The organism is Paraburkholderia kururiensis JCM 10599 = LMG 19447, assembly GCF_003986935.1.
Classification (GTDB): domain Bacteria; phylum Pseudomonadota; class Gammaproteobacteria; order Burkholderiales; family Burkholderiaceae; genus Paraburkholderia; species Paraburkholderia kururiensis.
Genome location: NZ_RJZE01000006.1, coordinates 128,805 through 146,489, shown reverse-complemented (window position 1 = coordinate 146,489; position 17,685 = coordinate 128,805). Strand labels below are relative to the sequence as shown.

The 17,685-nt window shown below is 67.5% G+C and carries 14 protein-coding genes; 5 read left to right on the top strand and 9 right to left on the bottom strand.

Annotated elements, in window-relative coordinates:
* Positions 1-21: 21 nt before the first annotated feature.
* The 3 genes from PKKP23_RS09105 to PKKP23_RS09095 all read right to left on the bottom strand — a co-directional run bounded on the left by PKKP23_RS09105 (position 22) and on the right by PKKP23_RS09095 (position 1,777).
* Positions 22-717, bottom strand: a complete 696-nt coding sequence (locus PKKP23_RS09105) for a hypothetical protein (protein ID WP_126876658.1) — start codon at positions 715-717, stop codon at positions 22-24.
* Positions 714-1,217 (bottom strand): hypothetical protein, encoded by a 504-nt coding sequence (locus tag PKKP23_RS09100; protein ID WP_126876657.1) that lies wholly within the window; start codon positions 1,215-1,217, stop codon positions 714-716. The genes PKKP23_RS09105 and PKKP23_RS09100 overlap by 4 nt, the downstream gene beginning before the upstream one ends.
* A gap of 74 nt (positions 1,218-1,291) precedes the next feature.
* Positions 1,292-1,777 carry a hypothetical protein gene (locus tag PKKP23_RS09095; protein ID WP_126876656.1) on the bottom strand — a complete coding sequence of 162 codons (486 nt, stop codon included), beginning with the start codon at positions 1,775-1,777 and terminating at the stop codon, positions 1,292-1,294.
* A gap of 531 nt (positions 1,778-2,308) precedes the next feature.
* On the opposite strand from PKKP23_RS09095, the gene PKKP23_RS09090 reads away from it, so the two are divergent.
* Positions 2,309-3,700, top strand: coding sequence for a sigma-54 dependent transcriptional regulator (locus PKKP23_RS09090; RefSeq protein ID WP_026121398.1), 1,392 nt, complete (start codon positions 2,309-2,311; stop codon positions 3,698-3,700).
* Between the two features lie 188 nt (positions 3,701-3,888).
* Complete coding sequence (locus tag PKKP23_RS09085; protein WP_126876655.1) at positions 3,889-4,860, top strand: thymidylate synthase; 972 nt, start codon at positions 3,889-3,891, stop codon at positions 4,858-4,860.
* A gap of 229 nt (positions 4,861-5,089) precedes the next feature.
* Here the strand turns inward: PKKP23_RS09085 and PKKP23_RS09080 are convergent, their stop codons facing one another.
* A complete protein-coding gene (locus PKKP23_RS09080; protein WP_126876654.1) occupies positions 5,090-7,783 on the bottom strand; it encodes a DUF6600 domain-containing protein in 2,694 nt (897 codons plus the stop codon).
* Between the two features lie 318 nt (positions 7,784-8,101).
* Entirely contained in the window at positions 8,102-8,815 is a 714-nt protein-coding gene (locus PKKP23_RS09075) for an ArsR/SmtB family transcription factor (RefSeq protein ID WP_126876653.1), read from the bottom strand.
* Positions 8,816-9,050: 235 nt separating this feature from the next.
* Here PKKP23_RS09075 and PKKP23_RS34070 point away from each other — a divergent pair, with 235 nt between their 5' ends.
* Positions 9,051-9,200, top strand: a complete 150-nt coding sequence (locus PKKP23_RS34070; protein WP_017774633.1) for a hypothetical protein — start codon at positions 9,051-9,053, stop codon at positions 9,198-9,200.
* Between the two features lie 115 nt (positions 9,201-9,315).
* Entirely contained in the window at positions 9,316-9,819 is a 504-nt protein-coding gene (locus PKKP23_RS09070; RefSeq protein ID WP_026121399.1) for an acyl-CoA thioesterase, read from the top strand.
* 93 nt (positions 9,820-9,912) lie between these two features.
* On the opposite strand, the gene fumC is transcribed toward PKKP23_RS09070, so the two are convergent.
* The 4 genes from fumC to PKKP23_RS09050 form a co-directional block, all read right to left on the bottom strand.
* Positions 9,913-11,319 (bottom strand): class II fumarate hydratase, encoded by a 1,407-nt coding sequence (gene fumC / locus PKKP23_RS09065; protein ID WP_126876652.1) that lies wholly within the window; start codon positions 11,317-11,319, stop codon positions 9,913-9,915.
* 192 nt (positions 11,320-11,511) lie between these two features.
* Positions 11,512-13,206 carry a phospholipase D family protein gene (locus tag PKKP23_RS09060; protein WP_420873209.1) on the bottom strand — a complete coding sequence of 565 codons (1,695 nt, stop codon included), beginning with the start codon at positions 13,204-13,206 and terminating at the stop codon, positions 11,512-11,514.
* Positions 13,207-13,516: 310 nt separating this feature from the next.
* Positions 13,517-14,920 carry an MATE family efflux transporter gene (locus tag PKKP23_RS09055; protein ID WP_126876650.1) on the bottom strand — a complete coding sequence of 468 codons (1,404 nt, stop codon included), beginning with the start codon at positions 14,918-14,920 and terminating at the stop codon, positions 13,517-13,519.
* A gap of 125 nt (positions 14,921-15,045) precedes the next feature.
* A complete protein-coding gene (locus PKKP23_RS09050; protein WP_017774638.1) occupies positions 15,046-15,267 on the bottom strand; it encodes an RNA-binding S4 domain-containing protein in 222 nt (73 codons plus the stop codon).
* A gap of 275 nt (positions 15,268-15,542) precedes the next feature.
* Between PKKP23_RS09050 and PKKP23_RS09045 the strand changes: the two genes are divergently transcribed.
* Positions 15,543-17,645, top strand: a complete 2,103-nt coding sequence (locus PKKP23_RS09045) for an ATP-dependent helicase (protein WP_126876729.1) — start codon at positions 15,543-15,545, stop codon at positions 17,643-17,645.
* The last annotated feature ends 40 nt before the right edge of the window (positions 17,646-17,685 follow it).

The window sequence follows — 17,685 nt, the reverse complement described above, 5'->3', positions numbered from 1 at the left end:
TACGCTCCGAAAAACATCAAGTTAAAAAAAGGTGCCCGCCGGGGGACGGAGCACAAAACTGTTGGAACTGACGTTGCCTGCTCCGGCTGTCTGGTTGATCTGCAAGACGCCGTTGACGTTGGCGAAAGCGCCCGCACCGATGGACGCCTGCTGCACGTCGTGGCTTCCCACGGACCTGGCCAACCCACTGCCGTTGGCGGTCGTAGCGGATAGCACCCCATCCGATACGATCTCCGCTTCACCCGAAGCAGCGCCGATCAAGGCGCTGTTCCGCTGAAGATTCGCTACGCCTGCCGACTGATTCAGCTGAATCACGCCGGAGGCATTGGAAAATGCGTTGCTCGCGATCACGCTCGCCGCATTCGTGGCGCGCGCATTGGCGCTCGCGCCTTGCGCGCTTGCCGTGAGGTCGATCGGCATCGCGCCGGTCGTGACCACCGCCTGGTTCGCCTGAACGTTGTCGAGGCCGCTCGCCTGGTTCACGGCGACCACGCCCACCGCGCCAGCGACCGCCGCGCTGCCGATCACGGAGAGCGCGTCGACGCGCTCCGGCACGGTTTGCGCGTGGGCGGCGAGGCTCGCCGCGCTGCTCGCGCCTGCCACCGCGCAGGCGACTAACGTGCGGCCGAGCACACGGCCAACGGCGCGGCCTGAGCCAACATGCCGATCGATGGCAGTCGCGAAGAGAAGACGATGCAGAAGGCGCGGCGCGCTCATTTCGTGGCTCCCAGTGCGGCGCCGAGCGGCGCCAGCGCGCTCGTCACGGTCTGTGAGATCGAGCTGCCGAGACCGGCGAGGCCTGCGCCCGCCGTTGCGTTCGCACCCACGGGAACGGAGTTGCCTGTGGCGCCGAGCACTTGCCCCATGCCGCCGACGCTCGCAAGCGTGGAGCGCACGCCGCTGCCCGCAATGCCGCCCGAACCGTGTGCGCCGTTCAGGTCGAGGTCGGTGGCCATGGACGCCATGGCCCCGTTGAACGTGGCGCGCGGGAAGGTCTCCACCTGGACTGCGATGGGATCCTGACTCTTCGGTACCGGCACGAACGCATCGCGCGGCGTGATGGTGCGCTCGATCACGAGATTGCCAGGCTGCGTGGTGGGCTGCATGAGTTGCTGCGCGGCCGCGGGCGTTGCCGCTGCGGCGGCTGCGCTGGCGAGTGCGCACAGCAGCGCGGCAAACGGGACGCCGCGGCGTGGCACGGGAGATGAGGCGATCATGTCGGTTCCTCGAAACTGGCGGGCGATGTGGGCGCGTGGCGCACGATGCCTCGCCCAGTGGCTCTTGATTGCTCTTAGTTGCCGTTGCGCTGATACGTCGTGACGTTGCTCTGTGCGGCGCGCGCAGCGTCCACCGGAATGGGCAGCGGCGCGGGCGGGGCGATTTCGTCCCACAGCGTCACGCCGTTGCCGCGCATCAGTTGAGGCGTGGCGGCGACCATCATCATTCCCACCGCACCGCCGCGCTGACGCGAGAGCACCTGGTCGTCGAGCGGGATGTCGCTCAAGGTGGTCGCGCCGGGAACGGCCATTGCTCGCGTGAACAGGATGGCTGCGGTGGTGGGGGCCCTGCCGGTGTCGGCCTGGGCCACCGTCTGCGGCGGCGTCACCGCTGCGGACGGTGTGTCCACGAGGGTGGCGACCGCCGGGTCGGGTGAGGCGATGGCTGCGGCTTCCTGCGCCGAGGCAGAGGACGCAGCAAATAGCAGTGCTAGCGAGGCGGCGAGCACGAGCGGAGCGCGCCTGGCAATGCATCGTTCTACGCAGTCAACGAGTCGCATGATGTTTCTCCCTGGTGGCCCACGTTTAGCGAAACGTGTGCCATCGCGCGGAAACCATTGACGCGACAGGAGAAGCTGAAATTGGCGCCCGGGCCCAGGTCCGAAATCGCGCCGAAACGTTTCAGCACTGAAACGGCGGGAAGAAAATACCGCTTATTTCGCAATGCGACAGTCACATTACCAGGGTAATCATGGTAATGGCGCAGAAAACGTTTTATGTAATTCGTCAGACATGCGGCCATGCCGCACAGCCTTGCGGGATATGGGCTCCGAGGATTTTATTTGCATATTTGCTGTTGCCCGAACGACGCGTATAGTAAGCTCCTGACACGAGCCGATTTTTAAAAAACCTCAGCATTCGGCCGTTTGAACGCACACATGCCGCTTTCGGGTATCAGCAGTCCACAGGAAATGGAATGGTCGTTCGGTATTTTTTGCCATTAGGCAAATGCCGCCGCCCGTCCGCATGTCCGGAGAATCAGGTGCGTGCTGTCGGATTTTCGGGCGCACGTTGACGAGAGGATCTGAAGAATGGAACCCGCAACACGGCAACTCGTTTATGTCACCCGCAACCCCAGCCCGGAGTTGAGTTCGCGCTTTCGTGACCGTGGCTGGCAGGTCGATGTTGTGGAAAGCGCGCGCGACGTGCGCCGCGCGGTGCGCCCGGGTGCCACTGCGGGCGGTCTGCTGGACCTCGCCAGCCGTTTTCAGCCGCATGAAATCGTGACCTTCGAGTCGTGCCTCACCATGCCCAACGTGGGCTGGGTGGCGGCCACGACGGCCGGGCAACTGCAGGACGCGTCGCTGCGCCGGCTGGTCCGTGATTACTGTTTCGACTATGTAACGATGCCGTGGACGGGCGAACGCGTGGTGGATTCGGTGGGCCACGCGTTCGGCATGGTGGAGCTGGGGGAGCCGGCGTCGAACGAATCGGGCGCGGGCGCCGAGGGCGAAATGGTCGGCTCGTGCGACGCGATGCTGGCGCTCTTCCGCTCCATCCGCAAGGTTGCGATGACCGATGCGCCCGTTTTCATTTCGGGCGAATCGGGCACGGGCAAGGAATTGACCGCGGTCGCCATTCATGAGCGCTCCGCGCGACGCAATGCCCCGTTCGTGCCCATCAACTGCGGCGCCATTCCGCCGCACCTGTTGCAATCGGAACTGTTCGGCTACGAGCGCGGCGCGTTCACGGGCGCGAACCAGCGCAAGATCGGGCGCGTGGAAGCGGCCAATGGCGGCACGCTGTTCCTCGACGAAATCGGCGACCTGCCGCTCGAAAGCCAGGCGAGCCTGCTGCGCTTTCTCCAGGAAGGCAAGGTGGAGCGGCTGGGCGGGCATCAATCCATTCCCGTGGATGTGCGCATCATCTCGGCCACGCACGTGGACATGCAGACGGCGATGATCGAAGGGCGCTTCCGTCAGGATCTCTATCACCGCCTGTGCGTGCTGCAGATCGACGAGCCGCCGCTGCGCGCGCGCGGCAAGGACATCGAGCTGCTCGCGCGGCACATGCTCGAACGCTTTCGCAAGGACGCGAGCCGCCGTCTGCGCGGCTTCTCGCCGGATGCCATCGCGGCGCTGCACAACTACAGCTGGCCCGGCAATGTGCGCGAGCTGATCAACCGCGTGCGCCGCGCCATCGTGATGTCGGAGGGCCGTGCCATCACGGCGCGTGACCTCGAACTCTCGGAGTACGTGGAGATCGTGCCGGTCTCGCTCGCCCAGGCGCGCGAGGCGGCGGAGCGCCAGGCCATCGAGCTTGCGCTCTTGCGCCATCGCGGACGGCTTGGCGACGCCGCGCAGGAACTCGGCATCTCGCGCGTCACGCTGTACCGGCTGCTGTGCGCACATGGCATGCGCCACATGGAGGGCGATCTCGGCCATCAGGGCGGGGACTTGCCGGCGAGCGTGCCGCATCTGTGAGAGGGCATGACGCGGCATACCGCGGCATGGCCTGACGTTCGGGCACGCGGATGCCGGGCGATCTGTCGGGTGCGATGCCCAATGAGCGATGCCGAAGGCGGCGCCAGGTGAGGCGCACGCGCGCTTGCTAGAATCGGGGGCTTCAGTTCATCCAAACGGCGCCGCGCCGGCCCGAAGGAAGCCCCCGAATGAAACAGTACCTCGACCTCGTCCGCACGATTCTCGACACCGGCACGTGGCAGGAAAACCGCACCGGCATCCGTACCATCAGCATGCCGGGCGCGATGATGCGCTTCGACCTCCAGCAGGGCTTTCCCGCCGTCACCACGAAGAAGCTGGCGTTCAAGTCGGCGGTAGGCGAACTCGTGGGCTTTCTGCGCGCGTCGCGCAGCGCCGCGGACTTCCGCGCGCTCGGCTGCAAGGTGTGGGACGCTAACGCGAACGAGAACGCCCAGTGGCTCGCGAATCCGTACCGCGAGGGGCCGGACGATCTGGGCGACGTCTACGGCGTGCAATGGCGCCGGTGGCCGGCCTACAAGGTGCTCGAGGCATCCGCAACGGCGCAACTCGCCGACGCGCAGGCGAGCGGCTTCAAGGTGGTGACACAGTTCACCGAGGACGGCACGCAGAAGGTGCTGCTGTACAAGGCAGTCGATCAACTGCGCCAGTGTCTCGACACGATCATGCAAAACCCGGCGGATCGCCGCATCCTGTTCCATGCGTGGAACCCTGCAGTGCTCGACCAGATCGCGCTGCCGGCCTGCCATCTGCTGTACCAGTTCCTGCCGAACGCCGCGCGGCGCGAAATTTCGCTGTGCCTCTACATCCGTAGCAACGACGTGGGACTGGGCACGCCGTTCAATCTCACCGAAGGGGCGGTACTGCTTCATCTGGTGGGTCGCCTGACGGGCTACACACCGCGCTGGTTCACCTATTTCATCGGCGACGCGCACATCTACGAGAACCAGTTGCCGATGCTGCGCGAGCAGCTTACGCGCGAGCCGTACGAGAGCCCGCGGCTCGCCATTTCGGACCGTGTGCCCGACTACGCGCAGACCGGCGTCTACGAGCCGCAATGGCTGGAGCAGATCGAGCCATCTGATTTCTCGCTGGTGGGGTATCGGCATCACGAGCCGCTGACGGCGCCCATGGCCGTTTGAATCGACGGGCAGCGCAGCTTCTGCTGCGCTCGTGCCGCTGCTGTGCGCGGCTTGCTTTTTGTCCCGTTCGTCCGGCTTGCGCCGATGCGCCGCAGGCATCCCGCCGCTGCGTTGCAGGTCTGAAACGGTCGCGCCGCTGGTAAATCACAGCATCACGCCCGCTTCGCGATATCGCGGAGCGGGCGTTTTCTTTTGCAAGTGAGACTTTCCCTTCGCGGAAAAGCCCCGCCTAGCCGTGATGGTGCTCGTCGCGCTGGCCGGCTGCAGGCGCGGGTGCGGCGTGCGGCTGAACGGCCTGCGGCTGTGGATGGAATTCCTGACGCGGCGGGGGCTGCGGTTGCGGCTGAGGTTGCGGATGGAATTCCGCGCGCGGCTGAGGTTGAGGCTGCGGACGGAACTCGGCACGCGGTTGCGGCTGAGGCTGTGGACGGATTTCCGGACGCGGTTGCATTGCCTGCGGTGCGCGAACTTCTGGCCGTGGTTGCTGCACCTGGGGTGCCGCCATCGGAGCGCGCGGCTCAAACTGCGGGCGCGGCGCCTGGGCCGCTGCCTGCGGCGCGCGGACGGTTTCGCGCGGCTGCTGTACCTGAGGCTGGCCGCCGCCCGGCTGCGCGCGCATTTCAGGCGCATGCGGCGGCTGCGCGCCGCCTTGCGGCATGAGCGCCTGACGTTGTTGGCCTTGCACTTCCGGCGCATGCGGCACCGGCTGTCCGCCCTGCGGCGCAAACGCCTGACGTTGCTGGCCCGCAGCCTCCGGTGTGCGGGGCATCGGTTGTCCGCCTTGAGGTGCAATGCGCGATTCTTGTGGCGCCGCTTGTGCGCCGTTGACGCGCGGCTGCCCTTGCATCGCCATCGGCGTGTGGGGTTGCGTCCAGACCGGCTCGCGCCGCGCGTTTGCCTGGGCCGGCTGCGGCTGCTGGCCGCCGGCGGCAACAGCGCCGCGCGGCATGCCGTTCTCGGGTCGCACGCCGGGTTGTGGCGGCCTTGGCACACCGTTGCCGGGCCGGGGCTGCCGCTCGAGCGCGGCCATCGGTGCACCGGGCTGCGGCCGGGCGCTGCCGCCTGGTACGGCCCCCATGCCCGGCCGTTGCGCTGCCTGAGGACCGGCCCCCGCTGCCGGCATGCCGGGCTGCGCGCCCGGTTGTCCGGCTCGTTCCGCTTGTCCATTCATGGGCGGCTGATGCCCCGGCCCAGCGGCGGCCAGCGTCGGCGAATGCGGCGGCACGAGTCTCACATTCGGAATCGCCTGCACGGCCGGATTACGCGGCACGTTGCCGATGAACCCGCTATGCGCGGGCGCGGAAGTCCTCACCACCGGCGCGCCCGCGCCCGGCACCACGCCGCCATGCGCCGCACGTTGTGCGAGCGCGTCGTGGAAGGCCGGCGGCGCGACGGGCCGCCGCGTGGCGACGACCTGGCGCTCGCCCGCGCTCGCGGGCGGTCGGAACCCGGCGTTGCGCAAACCCGGGCCGAAACTCTCGCGCACTGGCGCGATGCCAGGTGTGCCCGATTCGATCCTCGCGTGTTGCCACTGCCGCGGATCCACCTTCTGCGCGAACCGCGACGCGGGCTGTCCGTGAACGAACGCCGTGGCCGGCACAGCCGTGATGGCCCCCGGCGCCCGGTAGTTGATGTACGTGTTGTGAACATTCGTGATGTTGGTGATGTTCACGTTGTTGCGGTAGTTGTTGATCACAACAGGCTGATTCACCCGTTCGTAGTAGTGCGGACTCCAGTTGCACCAGCGCGGATGCCACGGCTCGCCGGGGCCGAGCGGGAACCACGCCACCCCGGCCGCCGCCACGCCGCCCAGCGTGAGGCTCACGCCCCAGTCGACGCCTCCGCCTCCGCCACCCACGAACGCCACCAGCGCCGGCGCATAGACAGGTGGCGCCGCCTCTACGACCGGACCCGGCACCCAGGCCCATGTGTCGTCGACGTAAGCCCAGCGGCCGTAGTGGTAGGGCGCGAAACCCCACGGAGCGTCGTCGACCCAGGTCCAGCCCCACGGTGCTTGCCATACCCAGTGTCCGTCGTGATAGGGCGCCCATCCCGCGGGCACGGCGTTGGGCACCCAGACGTCGCCGTACTGCGGGTCGTCGCGCCAGGAGCCGTTCGCGTCGAGATCCTGGTAGCCCGGCATTTCGCGCGAGACGTAGCGCGCGGACACCGAGCGGTCTTCGGCTGCGTCGCGCGCGCCGCTCCACTGGTCGAACACGTCGGGCGCGGGGGCGCCGCTCGCCGCGACCTGCTGCAGGTTCGTACCGGCGAACTGGACCTGCTGACCCGCCTCGACAGGCATCTGCCCGCCGTCGCCGTACACGGTAGCGCTGCCGCGCCGCACCGTGACGGTAGTGGTGCTGCCGTCGGGCGCGACGTCCACGCGGTAGTCGCCGGGGCCGTTCACGCCGAGCGCGAGGTTCGGTGTGTCGATCTCATAGCTGCTGCCGGGCGGCAGCGAGCGAACGTGGGTGGACAGCGTGCCCTGCGCGACCTTCAGTTGCGTCGAGGTGTCGTCGAGGTTGAGGACGTCGAGACTCGTCTGTTCGTCCATGCGTACCGCGGTGGAGCCGATGTGCAGTTCGGAGCGCGCGTTGCGGTCGTTCCAGAGCTGGTCGCCGGTGGTGAGCGGCCGGTTCAACTGCGCGTATGACCAGTCCGATGCACCGGCGGGCTGCGTAGTCACGGCACCGGCCATGTAGTCGAGCCGCGCCACACGGCCGGGCGGGTCGCCTGCCTGCGTGACGGCTGCGCCGGGGGCCACAGGCGGCGTTTGCGCGAGCGCTGGCAAGGCTGCGACGTTGAACGCGGCAAGCACCGCGCAGACGATGATGGCGGGGCGGCTTATGCGTCCCGTGCGGCTGGCGCGAGTCGCGGAACTGGCGCGTCGAAATAGCGTGAGCGATGTGGCTGGCGTTTTCATTGTGTGTCTCCGACGGAGCGGGGCGGCCAAGCGCGATCGCGGCCGGCACGGCGCGCCCTCGGAATTCACTCTATCCGCGGTGCATGTTTCAAGGGGCAGTCATTTGTAAGGGCGTCATGGTGCGCTGTAACAAAATTTGTCCCGGATGCGGGGGCCTTTCGAGCGCCTTGCGTCTGAAGGTCGCGCAAGGCGCTTGCCAGACCGCGCCTTGCTGCTTTGCCGGGCTGTACGGCCCGGTTGGGGCGGCAGCTGGCCGGGCGGCTGACCCCGCGGTTGATCCGGTGTTTGATCCAGTTGACGCGGCAGTAGGCGCAGCAATCATCTCGACAAGAATTCGTCGAACGCGCGTTGCCCGGGCGGCGTGATACGGAGAACGCGCGGGCGCTCCGCGTGTTCCACCCAGCCGCGTGCGGTCCAGGCGTCGAGCAGGGCCGCGCCGAGCGAGCCGCCCAGATGCGGCCGGCGTTCGCTCCAGTCGGGGCAGGTGCAGGCGAAACGCCGCCGCCGTCGGCGCTGTGCGACAACGTCGATGCCCCAGTCCGCGAGGCGCGCTGCCCCGGCCGGCGTGGCGTCGAGTTCGTCGCCGTGGGCGCTCAGCAGTCCATCGCGGACGAGCCGGTCGAAGACGTTCACGGCCAGCTCGCCCGCCATATGGTCGTAGCAGGTGCGCGCGTAGCGCATGTCGAGCGGCACGGTGCGGGCCGGGCGCGGTGCCGGCCGTTGCGGTGCGGCGGCTTCGGCCAGATGCGCGAGGGCTTCGATCGACGCCGCGATTTCGGGCGTGGCGATGCGGAAGTAGCGGTGGCGGCCGCGCACTTCGAGCGCGAGCAGGCCGCTTTCCGTGAGCCGCGCGAGGTGGGCGCTCGCGGCGGAGGGCGAGAGTCCGGCGATCAGCGTCAGTTCGCCAGCGGGGCGCGCGCTGCCGTCCATGAGCGCCCACAGCATGGCGGCGCGGCCAGGGTCGGCGAGCAGCGCGCCGATGCGCGAGAGCCCGGGGAAATGGCTCGAATCGGCGGAGTGGGGAAGGGACATCGGAACCTCCTTTCGGTGCGCCAGCGTAGCAACGCAATGCGGCGTGCTGCGGTTGGCCTCTTTCGTCGGAACTGGTCTGCACTGTAGCGGATGCCGGCATTCGACGTTTCAGGCTGACGTGAAGCGTGGAGTGCACGGCGACGATTCGTGCCGAGCCTGGTTCACCTGCGGCGCTCACAGTCCCTGCGCTAGAATCGGTGGCTCCAGATTTCGAACGTCAGTCGACCAGCCAGCCATGAAATTTTCCTGGGTCGTTGCCGCCGTGCTTGCCGGCATTCTGTGCAGCGCCTGTGCCGCAGGCGGACCGTCTGCATCGTCGGGCGGCGGGAGCGGCATCACGATGTACGGCACCATCGACGAAGGCATCAGCTACCACAGCAAGTAACGCGGCCACGCGCGGCCGCCGCATCTCCGACAGAACCACCGCGCTTTATGGCGCCCCGTATAATCGGCTCCTTCCATATACATCCGCACGAGCGGAGTCAATGACCGGAGTCAAGATGAGCACCCCTTCGAACGCACACGACCGTTCCGAAACCACGTTCCGGTTTCTGGCCGAGCCGAGCTCGGTGAATTTCGGCGGCAAGGTCCACGGCGGCGCGCTCATGAAGTGGATCGACGAAACCGCCTACGCCTGCGCGGCCGTGTGGTCGAGCCGCTATTGCGTGACGGTGAGCGTGGGCAACATCCGGTTCCGGCGTCCCATTCATGTCGGCAACATGGTGGAGCTGCGCGCGCGCGTCGTGGCGACGGGCCGCACGAGCATGCATATCCACGTTTCCGTTCACGCGGGCGACCCGAAGAGCGGACAGTTGCGCCAGACCACCGACTGCCTCGTCGTGTTCGTCGCCGTGGACGAGACGGGCACGCCCATGCCGGTGCCGTCGTTCGTGCCCGAGACGGACGAGCAGAAGCGCCTTGCCCGTTACGCGATGGACGTGAAAGAGGCGCTCGACGCGATCGTGGAACTCAAGCCCGAAGAGGTGGCAGCGGGCGCGGTTTGAAGGGTTTGAAGCGCTTGAAGAGCTTTAAGGGCTCGAGCGGCATGGCGCAGGCGTTCACCGCCTACGCCACGGCCGAGGTACTCGCCGGCGCCATCAACCCTTGCCCGGCACTTGTCCCACCATGTCCTGCGGCCGCACCCACTCGTTGAACTGCTGCTCCGTCACGTAGCCGAGCGCGAGCGCCGAAGCCTTGAGCGTGGTGCCTTCCTTGTGCGCTTTCTTGGCGATCTGCGCGGCCTTGTCGTAGCCGATGTGCGGATTGAGCGCGGTCACGAGCATCAGCGACTCGTTGAGCAGCGCATCGATGCGCTCGCGATTCGGCTCGATGCCCACCGCGCAGTTGTCGTTGAAGCTGCGTGCGCCGTCGGCGAGCAGCCGCACCGATTGCAGCACGTTGTGCGCGATCATCGGGCGATACACGTTGAGTTCGAAATTGCCGCTCGCCCCGCCCATGTTCACGGCCACGTCGTTGCCGAACACCTGGCAGCACAGCATCGTCACCGCTTCGGACTGCGTGGGATTCACCTTGCCCGGCATGATCGAGCTGCCCGGCTCGTTCTCTGGAATCGACAGTTCGCCGAGTCCGCAGCGCGGGCCGCTTGCGAGCCAGCGGATGTCGTTGGCGATCTTCATGAGGCTTGCGGCCACCGTCTTCAGCGCGCCGTGCGCGAAGACGAGCGCGTCGGCGGCGGCCATCACCTCGAACTTGTTGGGCGCCGTGACAAACGGCAGCCCCGTCAGCTTTGCGATGGCTTCGGCCACTTTCCGGGCGAATTGCGGATGCGCATTCAGGCCCGTGCCCACCGCCGTGCCACCCTGCGCAAGTTCGTAGAGGTGCGGCAGCGTCGACTCCACATGGCGGATGCCCTGGTCGAGCTGCGCCACATAGCCCGAGAACTCCTGGCCGAGCGTGAGCGGCGTGGCGTCCTGCAGATGCGTGCGGCCGATCTTCACGATGTCCGCGAAGGCCTTCGCCTTGCTGTCGAGCGTCTCGCGCAGCGTCTTCAGCGAGGGCAGCAGATGCGTGACGATGCCCACCGCGGCGGCGACGTGCATCGCGGTGGGGAACACGTCGTTCGACGACTGGCCGCGGTTCACGTCGTCGTTCGGATGCACCTTGCGCGCTTCGCCGCGCACGCCGCCCAGCAGCTCGCTCGCGCGGTTCGCGATCACCTCGTTGAGGTTCATGTTGGTCTGCGTGCCCGAGCCCGTTTGCCACACGGCGAGCGGAAACTCGTTGGCGTGTTTGCCCGCGATGATCTCGTCCGCGGCCGTCATGATGGCGCGCGCCTTCGCTTCGTCGAGCACGCCGAGGTCGAGATTCACTTGCGCCGCGGCGCGCTTGATGGTGGCGAGCGCGGTGATGATTTCGGGCGCCTGCTTTTCCGTGGAGATGCGGAAGTTCTGCAGCGAGCGCTGCGTTTGCGCGCCCCATAGCTGCGTGTTGGGCACGGCGATTTCGCCGAACGTGTCGCGCTCCATTCTGACGTCTTCGGTCATAGCTTCGCTCCGTATGACGAGCGTTGCCGGTCGCGCGATGGTTGCAACCGGCAGAGGCTCTGGGTGGATGGCGCATCGTCGCGAGACGGTGCGCCGCAGTTCTTCGCTGCAGTTCTTCGCCGCAGTTCCTCGCCGCAGTTCCTCGATTCAGGGACGTTCGCGGGGGCAGGTCGTTCAGGGGCGCAGTGGGCTTCAGAGCTGATCGTCCACCGGCAACAGCAAGAATAGCCCGGTCAGCAGATTCCTGTAGAAACCCGCCTGCGGGTCGAAGTTGTAGGTACGCATCTCGCCGTCGTCCTCGCCCGTCCAGACGAGCGGCGAGGGCGGCGCGCCGATGCGCCGCAGCGAGGCGGCTTCCTGCGGCGAGGCCAGTTGCACGCGATAGCTCGCCGTGGGCGCGGTTGCGCTTTTGAAGAGCGCCGCGGCCTGACTGGCGATCTGGGGGCTGTGCACGATGAGCGCGAGTTCGGTATTCAGATGCACCGAGCGCGGATCGAGATTCAGCGAGCCGATCACGAGCGTGCTGCGGTCGATGATGTAGGCCTTCGCGTGCAGGCTTGCGCGCGAGCGCGAGCCCGTGAAACCCACGCTGCGTTCGCGTTGCACGGGCTTGAATTCGTAGAGGTCGACACCGTGTTCGAGCAGCGGCACGCGATAGGGACTGTAGCCGGCCTGCACGGCGACGGCGTCGGTGGCCGCCAGCGAGTTCGTGAGAATCGCCACGTGCACGCCGCGTGCCGTCAACCGCGAGAGCGCTTTCACGCCCACTTCGTGCGGCACGAAGTAGGGCGAGAAGACCTGCAGACTCTCGTGCGCGCCGCGCATCAGTTCGAAGAGCCGCTGTGCGGGCGGGCTCTTGTAGTCGGCCGTCGGCACGGCCACCTTGTCGGGCGTGTCGGCCTTGAATTCCGCGGGCGCCCAAACGAGACCCAGTTCGTCACGCGCGATCTGCTGCGCAAGCGGTGTCGCGTTGATCGGCTTCGCGTCGTAGGGATCGGCGTTTTCGCGCCAGTGCTCGCGCAGTGCGTCGCGCGCGAGGTCGAGATCGTGCGGGTCGAAGCTTTGCCGGTTGAGCACGCGCAGCGGGTAGGCGCTCGCGCTGTTCCAGTACCGGTCGAAACTCGCGGAGATGTCCGCGACGATGGGACCGGCGGCAAGCATGTCGAGATCGCGGAACTCCAGCGTGGGGCTCGCGTTGAAATACTCGTCGCCGAGATTGCGGCCGCCCACGATCGCGAGCTGGTTGTCCACGATCATCGCCTTGTTGTGCATGCGGCGCGTGAAGGTGTCGATGCGCGTGAACAGGTCCGTGGTGCGCTCGAACATGCTCAACTGCTCGCTGCCGAACGGATTGAACACGCGGATCTCGATCTTCGGATGCGTGTTGAGCGCGGCCATCAGCTTGTCGATGTCCTTGAAGTTCAGGTCGTCGACCAGCATGCGCACGCGAACGCCCTGATCGGCCGCATAGAGTGCCGCGCCGAGCAGCAGCTTGCCGGTGGTGTCCTCGTTGGCGATGTAGTACTGCATGTCGAGGGTTTTCGTGGCGGCGCGCGCGAGCGCAATGCGCATCTGCAAGGCTTCGGTGCCGGCGGAGAGCAGTCTGAATCCGGACTGGCCGCCATGGGCCTTCACGGGCGCGTCGAGCGCTTCGGCAAGTGGCGTGGAAGCGCCGGGCGGCAGTGCGTGCGTGACGTCGCGCGGATAGGCGGTAGCGGGTGGGCGCGTGGCGCAGGCGCCGAGCGCGAGCGTTGCAACGACGGTAACCAGAAGGCTTGAGAGCAGGCGCGCCAACCCGGTGGGCGTCTCATGGCGGACGCAGGCAGCAGGCGTCGCGCGGACGCGCTTGCGCCACAGGGCTGCGACGGACCGGTCGATGTACGGCAGCACGCCTCGTCCTCCACGGGTGGTGTTGTCGGCGCCGGCCTGACGGGGCCGGTACCCTGTGGAGAACATTCTACGGGCAATTGTTAAGGCAGGCTGTGGGGCGGTACCGCACGTGGGTGCGCGGTCGATGGGGCGGCGCGGGCGTGAAAAAAAGCCCGCGCAGTGCGCGGGCCCAAACCCTGTCAGAGGAGTGTCACGGAAAACGGCTTCATCGTAGCGTGCACGCCATGTGCCACCAACCAACGATCCGTGCGTTGCTTATCGTCGGCGCGCTGCGATGCTTCGCTCCCGCGTTGTTCTGACGTTTCAATCAACCGCTGTCTTGCCCTGCGCCCGGCCCACGCTGAAGGCTCAGGCGGTGAAAGCGCAGCGTCATCAGAACAGCCACGCTCGCGAGCCCCGCGGCGAGCCCCCACCACAACCCGCGCGCGCCCAGGCCGAAGTGAAACGCGAGCGTGTAGCCCGTCGGAAAACCGATGCCCCAGTAGCCGAACGCAGCCGCGATCATGGGAACGCGGGTGTCCTTGAGGCCGCGCAGGCAGCCCGAGGCCACCGTCTGCATGCCGTCCACGATCTGGAAGATCGCCGCCACGCCGAGCAGCGACGCGGCGAGCGCGACCGTGTTCGCGTTGGCGGGGTCGTCGAGCTTGAGGTAGAGCCCGACGATCCAGTGCGGCGCGACGATCAGCACGAGCCCCGAGAGCGACATGAACGCAACGCCGAGCACGAGCGCGACGAAGCCCGCATGGCGCGCGGCAAGCGGCTGCGCCGCGCCTTCCCAGAAGCCGACGCGCACGTTGGCCGCCTGGCCGATCGAGAGCGGCACCATGAACGACACGGACGCTACATTGAGCGCAATCTGGTGCGCCGCGAGCTGCGATTCGCCCAGCACGCCCACCATGAGCCCCGTGGCGAGAAAGAGCGTCGATTCGACCCCGTAGGTGATCGCCACTGGCCAGCCGATGCCGAACAGTTCACCCATCAGCGGCACGGTGGGGCGCCGGGCAGAGACGAAGTGCCGGTAGCGCGGCCGCAAATGGAGCAGCGCCGCCAGCACGAGCGCGGAGAGCCAGACGGTGAGCGTCGTGGCCGCGGCCGAGCCGAGAAAGCCGAGCCGCGGCAGCCCATACGCGCCGTGGATGAGTCCGTAGTTGAGAAACGCGTTGACGAACACGCTCGCAATCGAAACGCCGAGCAGCCGCCGCGCTGCGCCAATGGCGGGCAGAAACGAGCGCAGCAGCCCGATGCCCGCAAGGCTTGCGGGCGCGGCCCAGCGCAACACCGCGCAGTACTCGCCCACGTTGCGCGCGAGCAGCGGAGGTTCGCCGAACGCGAGCAGAATCGGCGTGGCAAACGAGAGCAGCGCGAACGCCGGCACGGTGAGCAGCAGCGACAGCACGAAGCCGGTCCAGTAGATGTGCGGCACGTGATGCTCGTTCTGCGCGCCGCGCGCGTTGGCCACGGTCACGCTCACGGAGGTGAGCACGCCTTGCAGCAGCGTGACGACGACGAAGTAGAGCGCGGCGCCGAGGCCGCCGGCGGCGAGCGCATCGGCGCCGAGCGAGCCGAGCAGCACCGTGTCGGTCACGCTCATGGCCATCTGGGCGAGCTGCGCGATGGCGAGCGGGGCGGCGAGGCGGGCGGTGTCGGCGGCGTGGCGGGAAAGCGTGGGCGGCCTCGTGCCCACGCGCGAGAAGCTCGATTGCTGGGTCATGGGAAGGGAAAAACGGCGCGAGCGTACGGGCGCGCCGCGATTCTTATGATGTCTTTCGGGACGGACAGCTTATTGCGGGAACGGGCAGTTGTCGATGGAAAAGCCCGTTTTTGGTGCAGTTTCTTTCAATCGGCTTCGCGCACGGCGATGCGTGTATCGCCGAACAGCACGACCTGGCCCGCGCGGATCTTGCACGTCTTGCGCAGCTCCACCTGACCGTCCACCTTCACTTCGCCTGCGGCCACCAGCTGCTTGGCCGCGCCGCCGCTGTCGGCGAGGCCGGTGATCTTCAGCAGGTTATGGAGTTCGACGTAGTCGCCGGTGAGCGGGAAATCGAGATTGGGCATGGCGCACGCGAGGGAACAGGTTCAAGGGCTCGCATCATAAGCCCGCGGGCGCGGGCGCGTCGAACGGATTGCGTGGAGGCCGCGGGTGCGTGGGCGAGCGAGGGTTCTGCGCGCTTGTCTCACAGGGGTGTATGGATATACAGTATGCGTCGCCATCTTCCCATTCTGCCCGCGCCGTGCCTTCCGCTTCCGTTCCGGTTTCCGCTTCTGTTCGCGATTCGTCTGCCCTCGTCGAGCGCCCCGCCGCGCATGGCGGCGCAAGCCCGACGCCTGAAATAGCGGCCGAGGTCGCAACGAAAGTCGCCGCCTGGCTCGCGAAGCTCAACGACGCCCAGCGCGCGGCCGTCGAGCACGGCGTCGGCGAGGCCGGCGCGCCCGCGCCGCTCGTGGTGATCGCGGGCGCGGGCTCGGGCAAGACCAATACGCTTGCGCATCGCGTGGCCCATCTTGTCGTGAACGGAGCGGACCCGCATCGTATTCTGCTGCTCACCTTCTCGCGCCGCGCCGCCGACGAAATGACGCGCCGCGTGACGCGCATCGCCGCCGGCGTGCCGGGCGCGTCTGCGGCGCTCGCGCACGGGCTCATGTGGGCCGGCACGTTCCACGGCGTGGGCGCGCGGCTCTTGCGCGAGTACGCCGAGCGCATCGGCCTCGCGCCGGGCTTCACCATCAACGACCGCGAAGATTCCGCGGACCTCGTCAACCTGGTGCGCCACGAACTCGGTTTGTCGGCGAAGGAACGGCGGTTCCCGTCGAAGTCGACGTGTCTCTCGATCTATTCGCGCGTCGTGAATACCGGTGCGTCGCTCGCCGATGTGCTCGCCCGTGCGTTTCCGTGGTGCTGCGAGTGGGAGGCGGACCTGCGCGCGCTCTTTGCCCGCTACGTCGAGGCGAAACAGGCGCAGAACGTGCTCGACTACGACGACCTGCTGTTGTACTGGGCGCACATGGCCGCGGAGCCCGCGCTCGCCGCCGAGCTTTCCGCGCGCTTCGATCACGTGCTCGTGGACGAGTACCAGGACACGAACCGCCTGCAGGCGTCGATCCTGCTCGCCCTCAAGCCCGACGGGCGCGGCCTGACGGTGGTGGGCGACGACGCCCAGGCCATCTACTCGTTTCGCGGCGCCACGGTGCGCAACATCCTCGACTTTCCCACGCAGTTCGATCCGCCCGCGCGGCAGGTCATGCTCGAGCGCAACTACCGTTCCACGGCGCCCATTCTCGAGGCGTCGAACGCGGTGATCGGGCTCGCCAAAGAGCGCTTCGCGAAGAACCTCTGGACCGACCGCGCGAGCGAGCAGCGTCCGCGGCTCGTTACCGTGGCCGACGAAGCCACGCAAGCGCGCTATGTCGTCGAGCAGGTGCTCGAGGCGCGCGAAGCGGGCATGAAACTGAAGTCGCAGGCGGTGCTGTTTCGCGCGGCGCACCACAGCGCGGCGCTCGAAGTGGAGCTGGCTCGCCGCAACATTCCGTTTGTCAAGTTCGGCGGGCTGCGTTTTCTCGATTCCGTGCACGTGAAAGACGTGCTCGCCGTGCTGCGTTGGGCGGAAAACCCGCTCGACCGCGTGGCGGGCTTTCGGGTCGTGCAACTGCTGCCTGGCGTGGGGCCGGCCACGGCGGCGCGGCTGCTCGATCAGGTCGCAGCCTGCAAGGGCACCTGGCCTGCCGCCGACGCGCTCGCGGCATTCGCGCCGCCACCGCGCGCCGCAGAAGACTGGGCCGCGTTCGTCGCGATGATGTCGACGGTCTGCTCGCGCACGAGCGCATGGCCTGCCGAGTTCGAGCTGATCCGCCGCTGGTACGAACCGCATCTGGAACGCAACCACGAAGACGCTGCCATGCGTCACGCGGACGTGCTGCAGATGGAAAGTATTGCGGGCACGTACCCGTCGCGCGAACGCTTTCTCACGGAACTCACGCTTGATCCGCCCGATGCAACGAGCGGCGAGTCCGGCGTGCCGCTGCTCGACGAGGACTACTTGATCCTCTCCACGATCCATTCGGCGAAGGGCCAGGAGTGGCGCAACGTGTTCGTGCTCAATGGCGTGGACGGCTGCATTCCGTCCGACCTCGGCACCGGCAGCGACGAAGAGATCGACGAGGAGCGCCGCCTGCTCTACGTGGCGATGACGCGCGCGAAGGAAGACCTGCACATCGTCGTGCCGCAGCGCTTCTATGTGCACAACCAGACGCAATCGGGCGACCGGCATGTCTGGGCCTCGCGCACGCGCTTCATTCCGGCGCCGCTGTTGCCGCTCTTCGAGGCGCGTGCGTGGCCGCCCGTGCCCGTCGCTGCCGCGCCGACAGCGGCGGGGCTGGCTGCGGCGGCTCACGCCAAGGTGGAGATTGCGGCGAAGCTCAGGAAGATGTGGGACTGAGCAGGGTTATTGCATCCGAGGCCAAGGCGGCTGGCGTGCT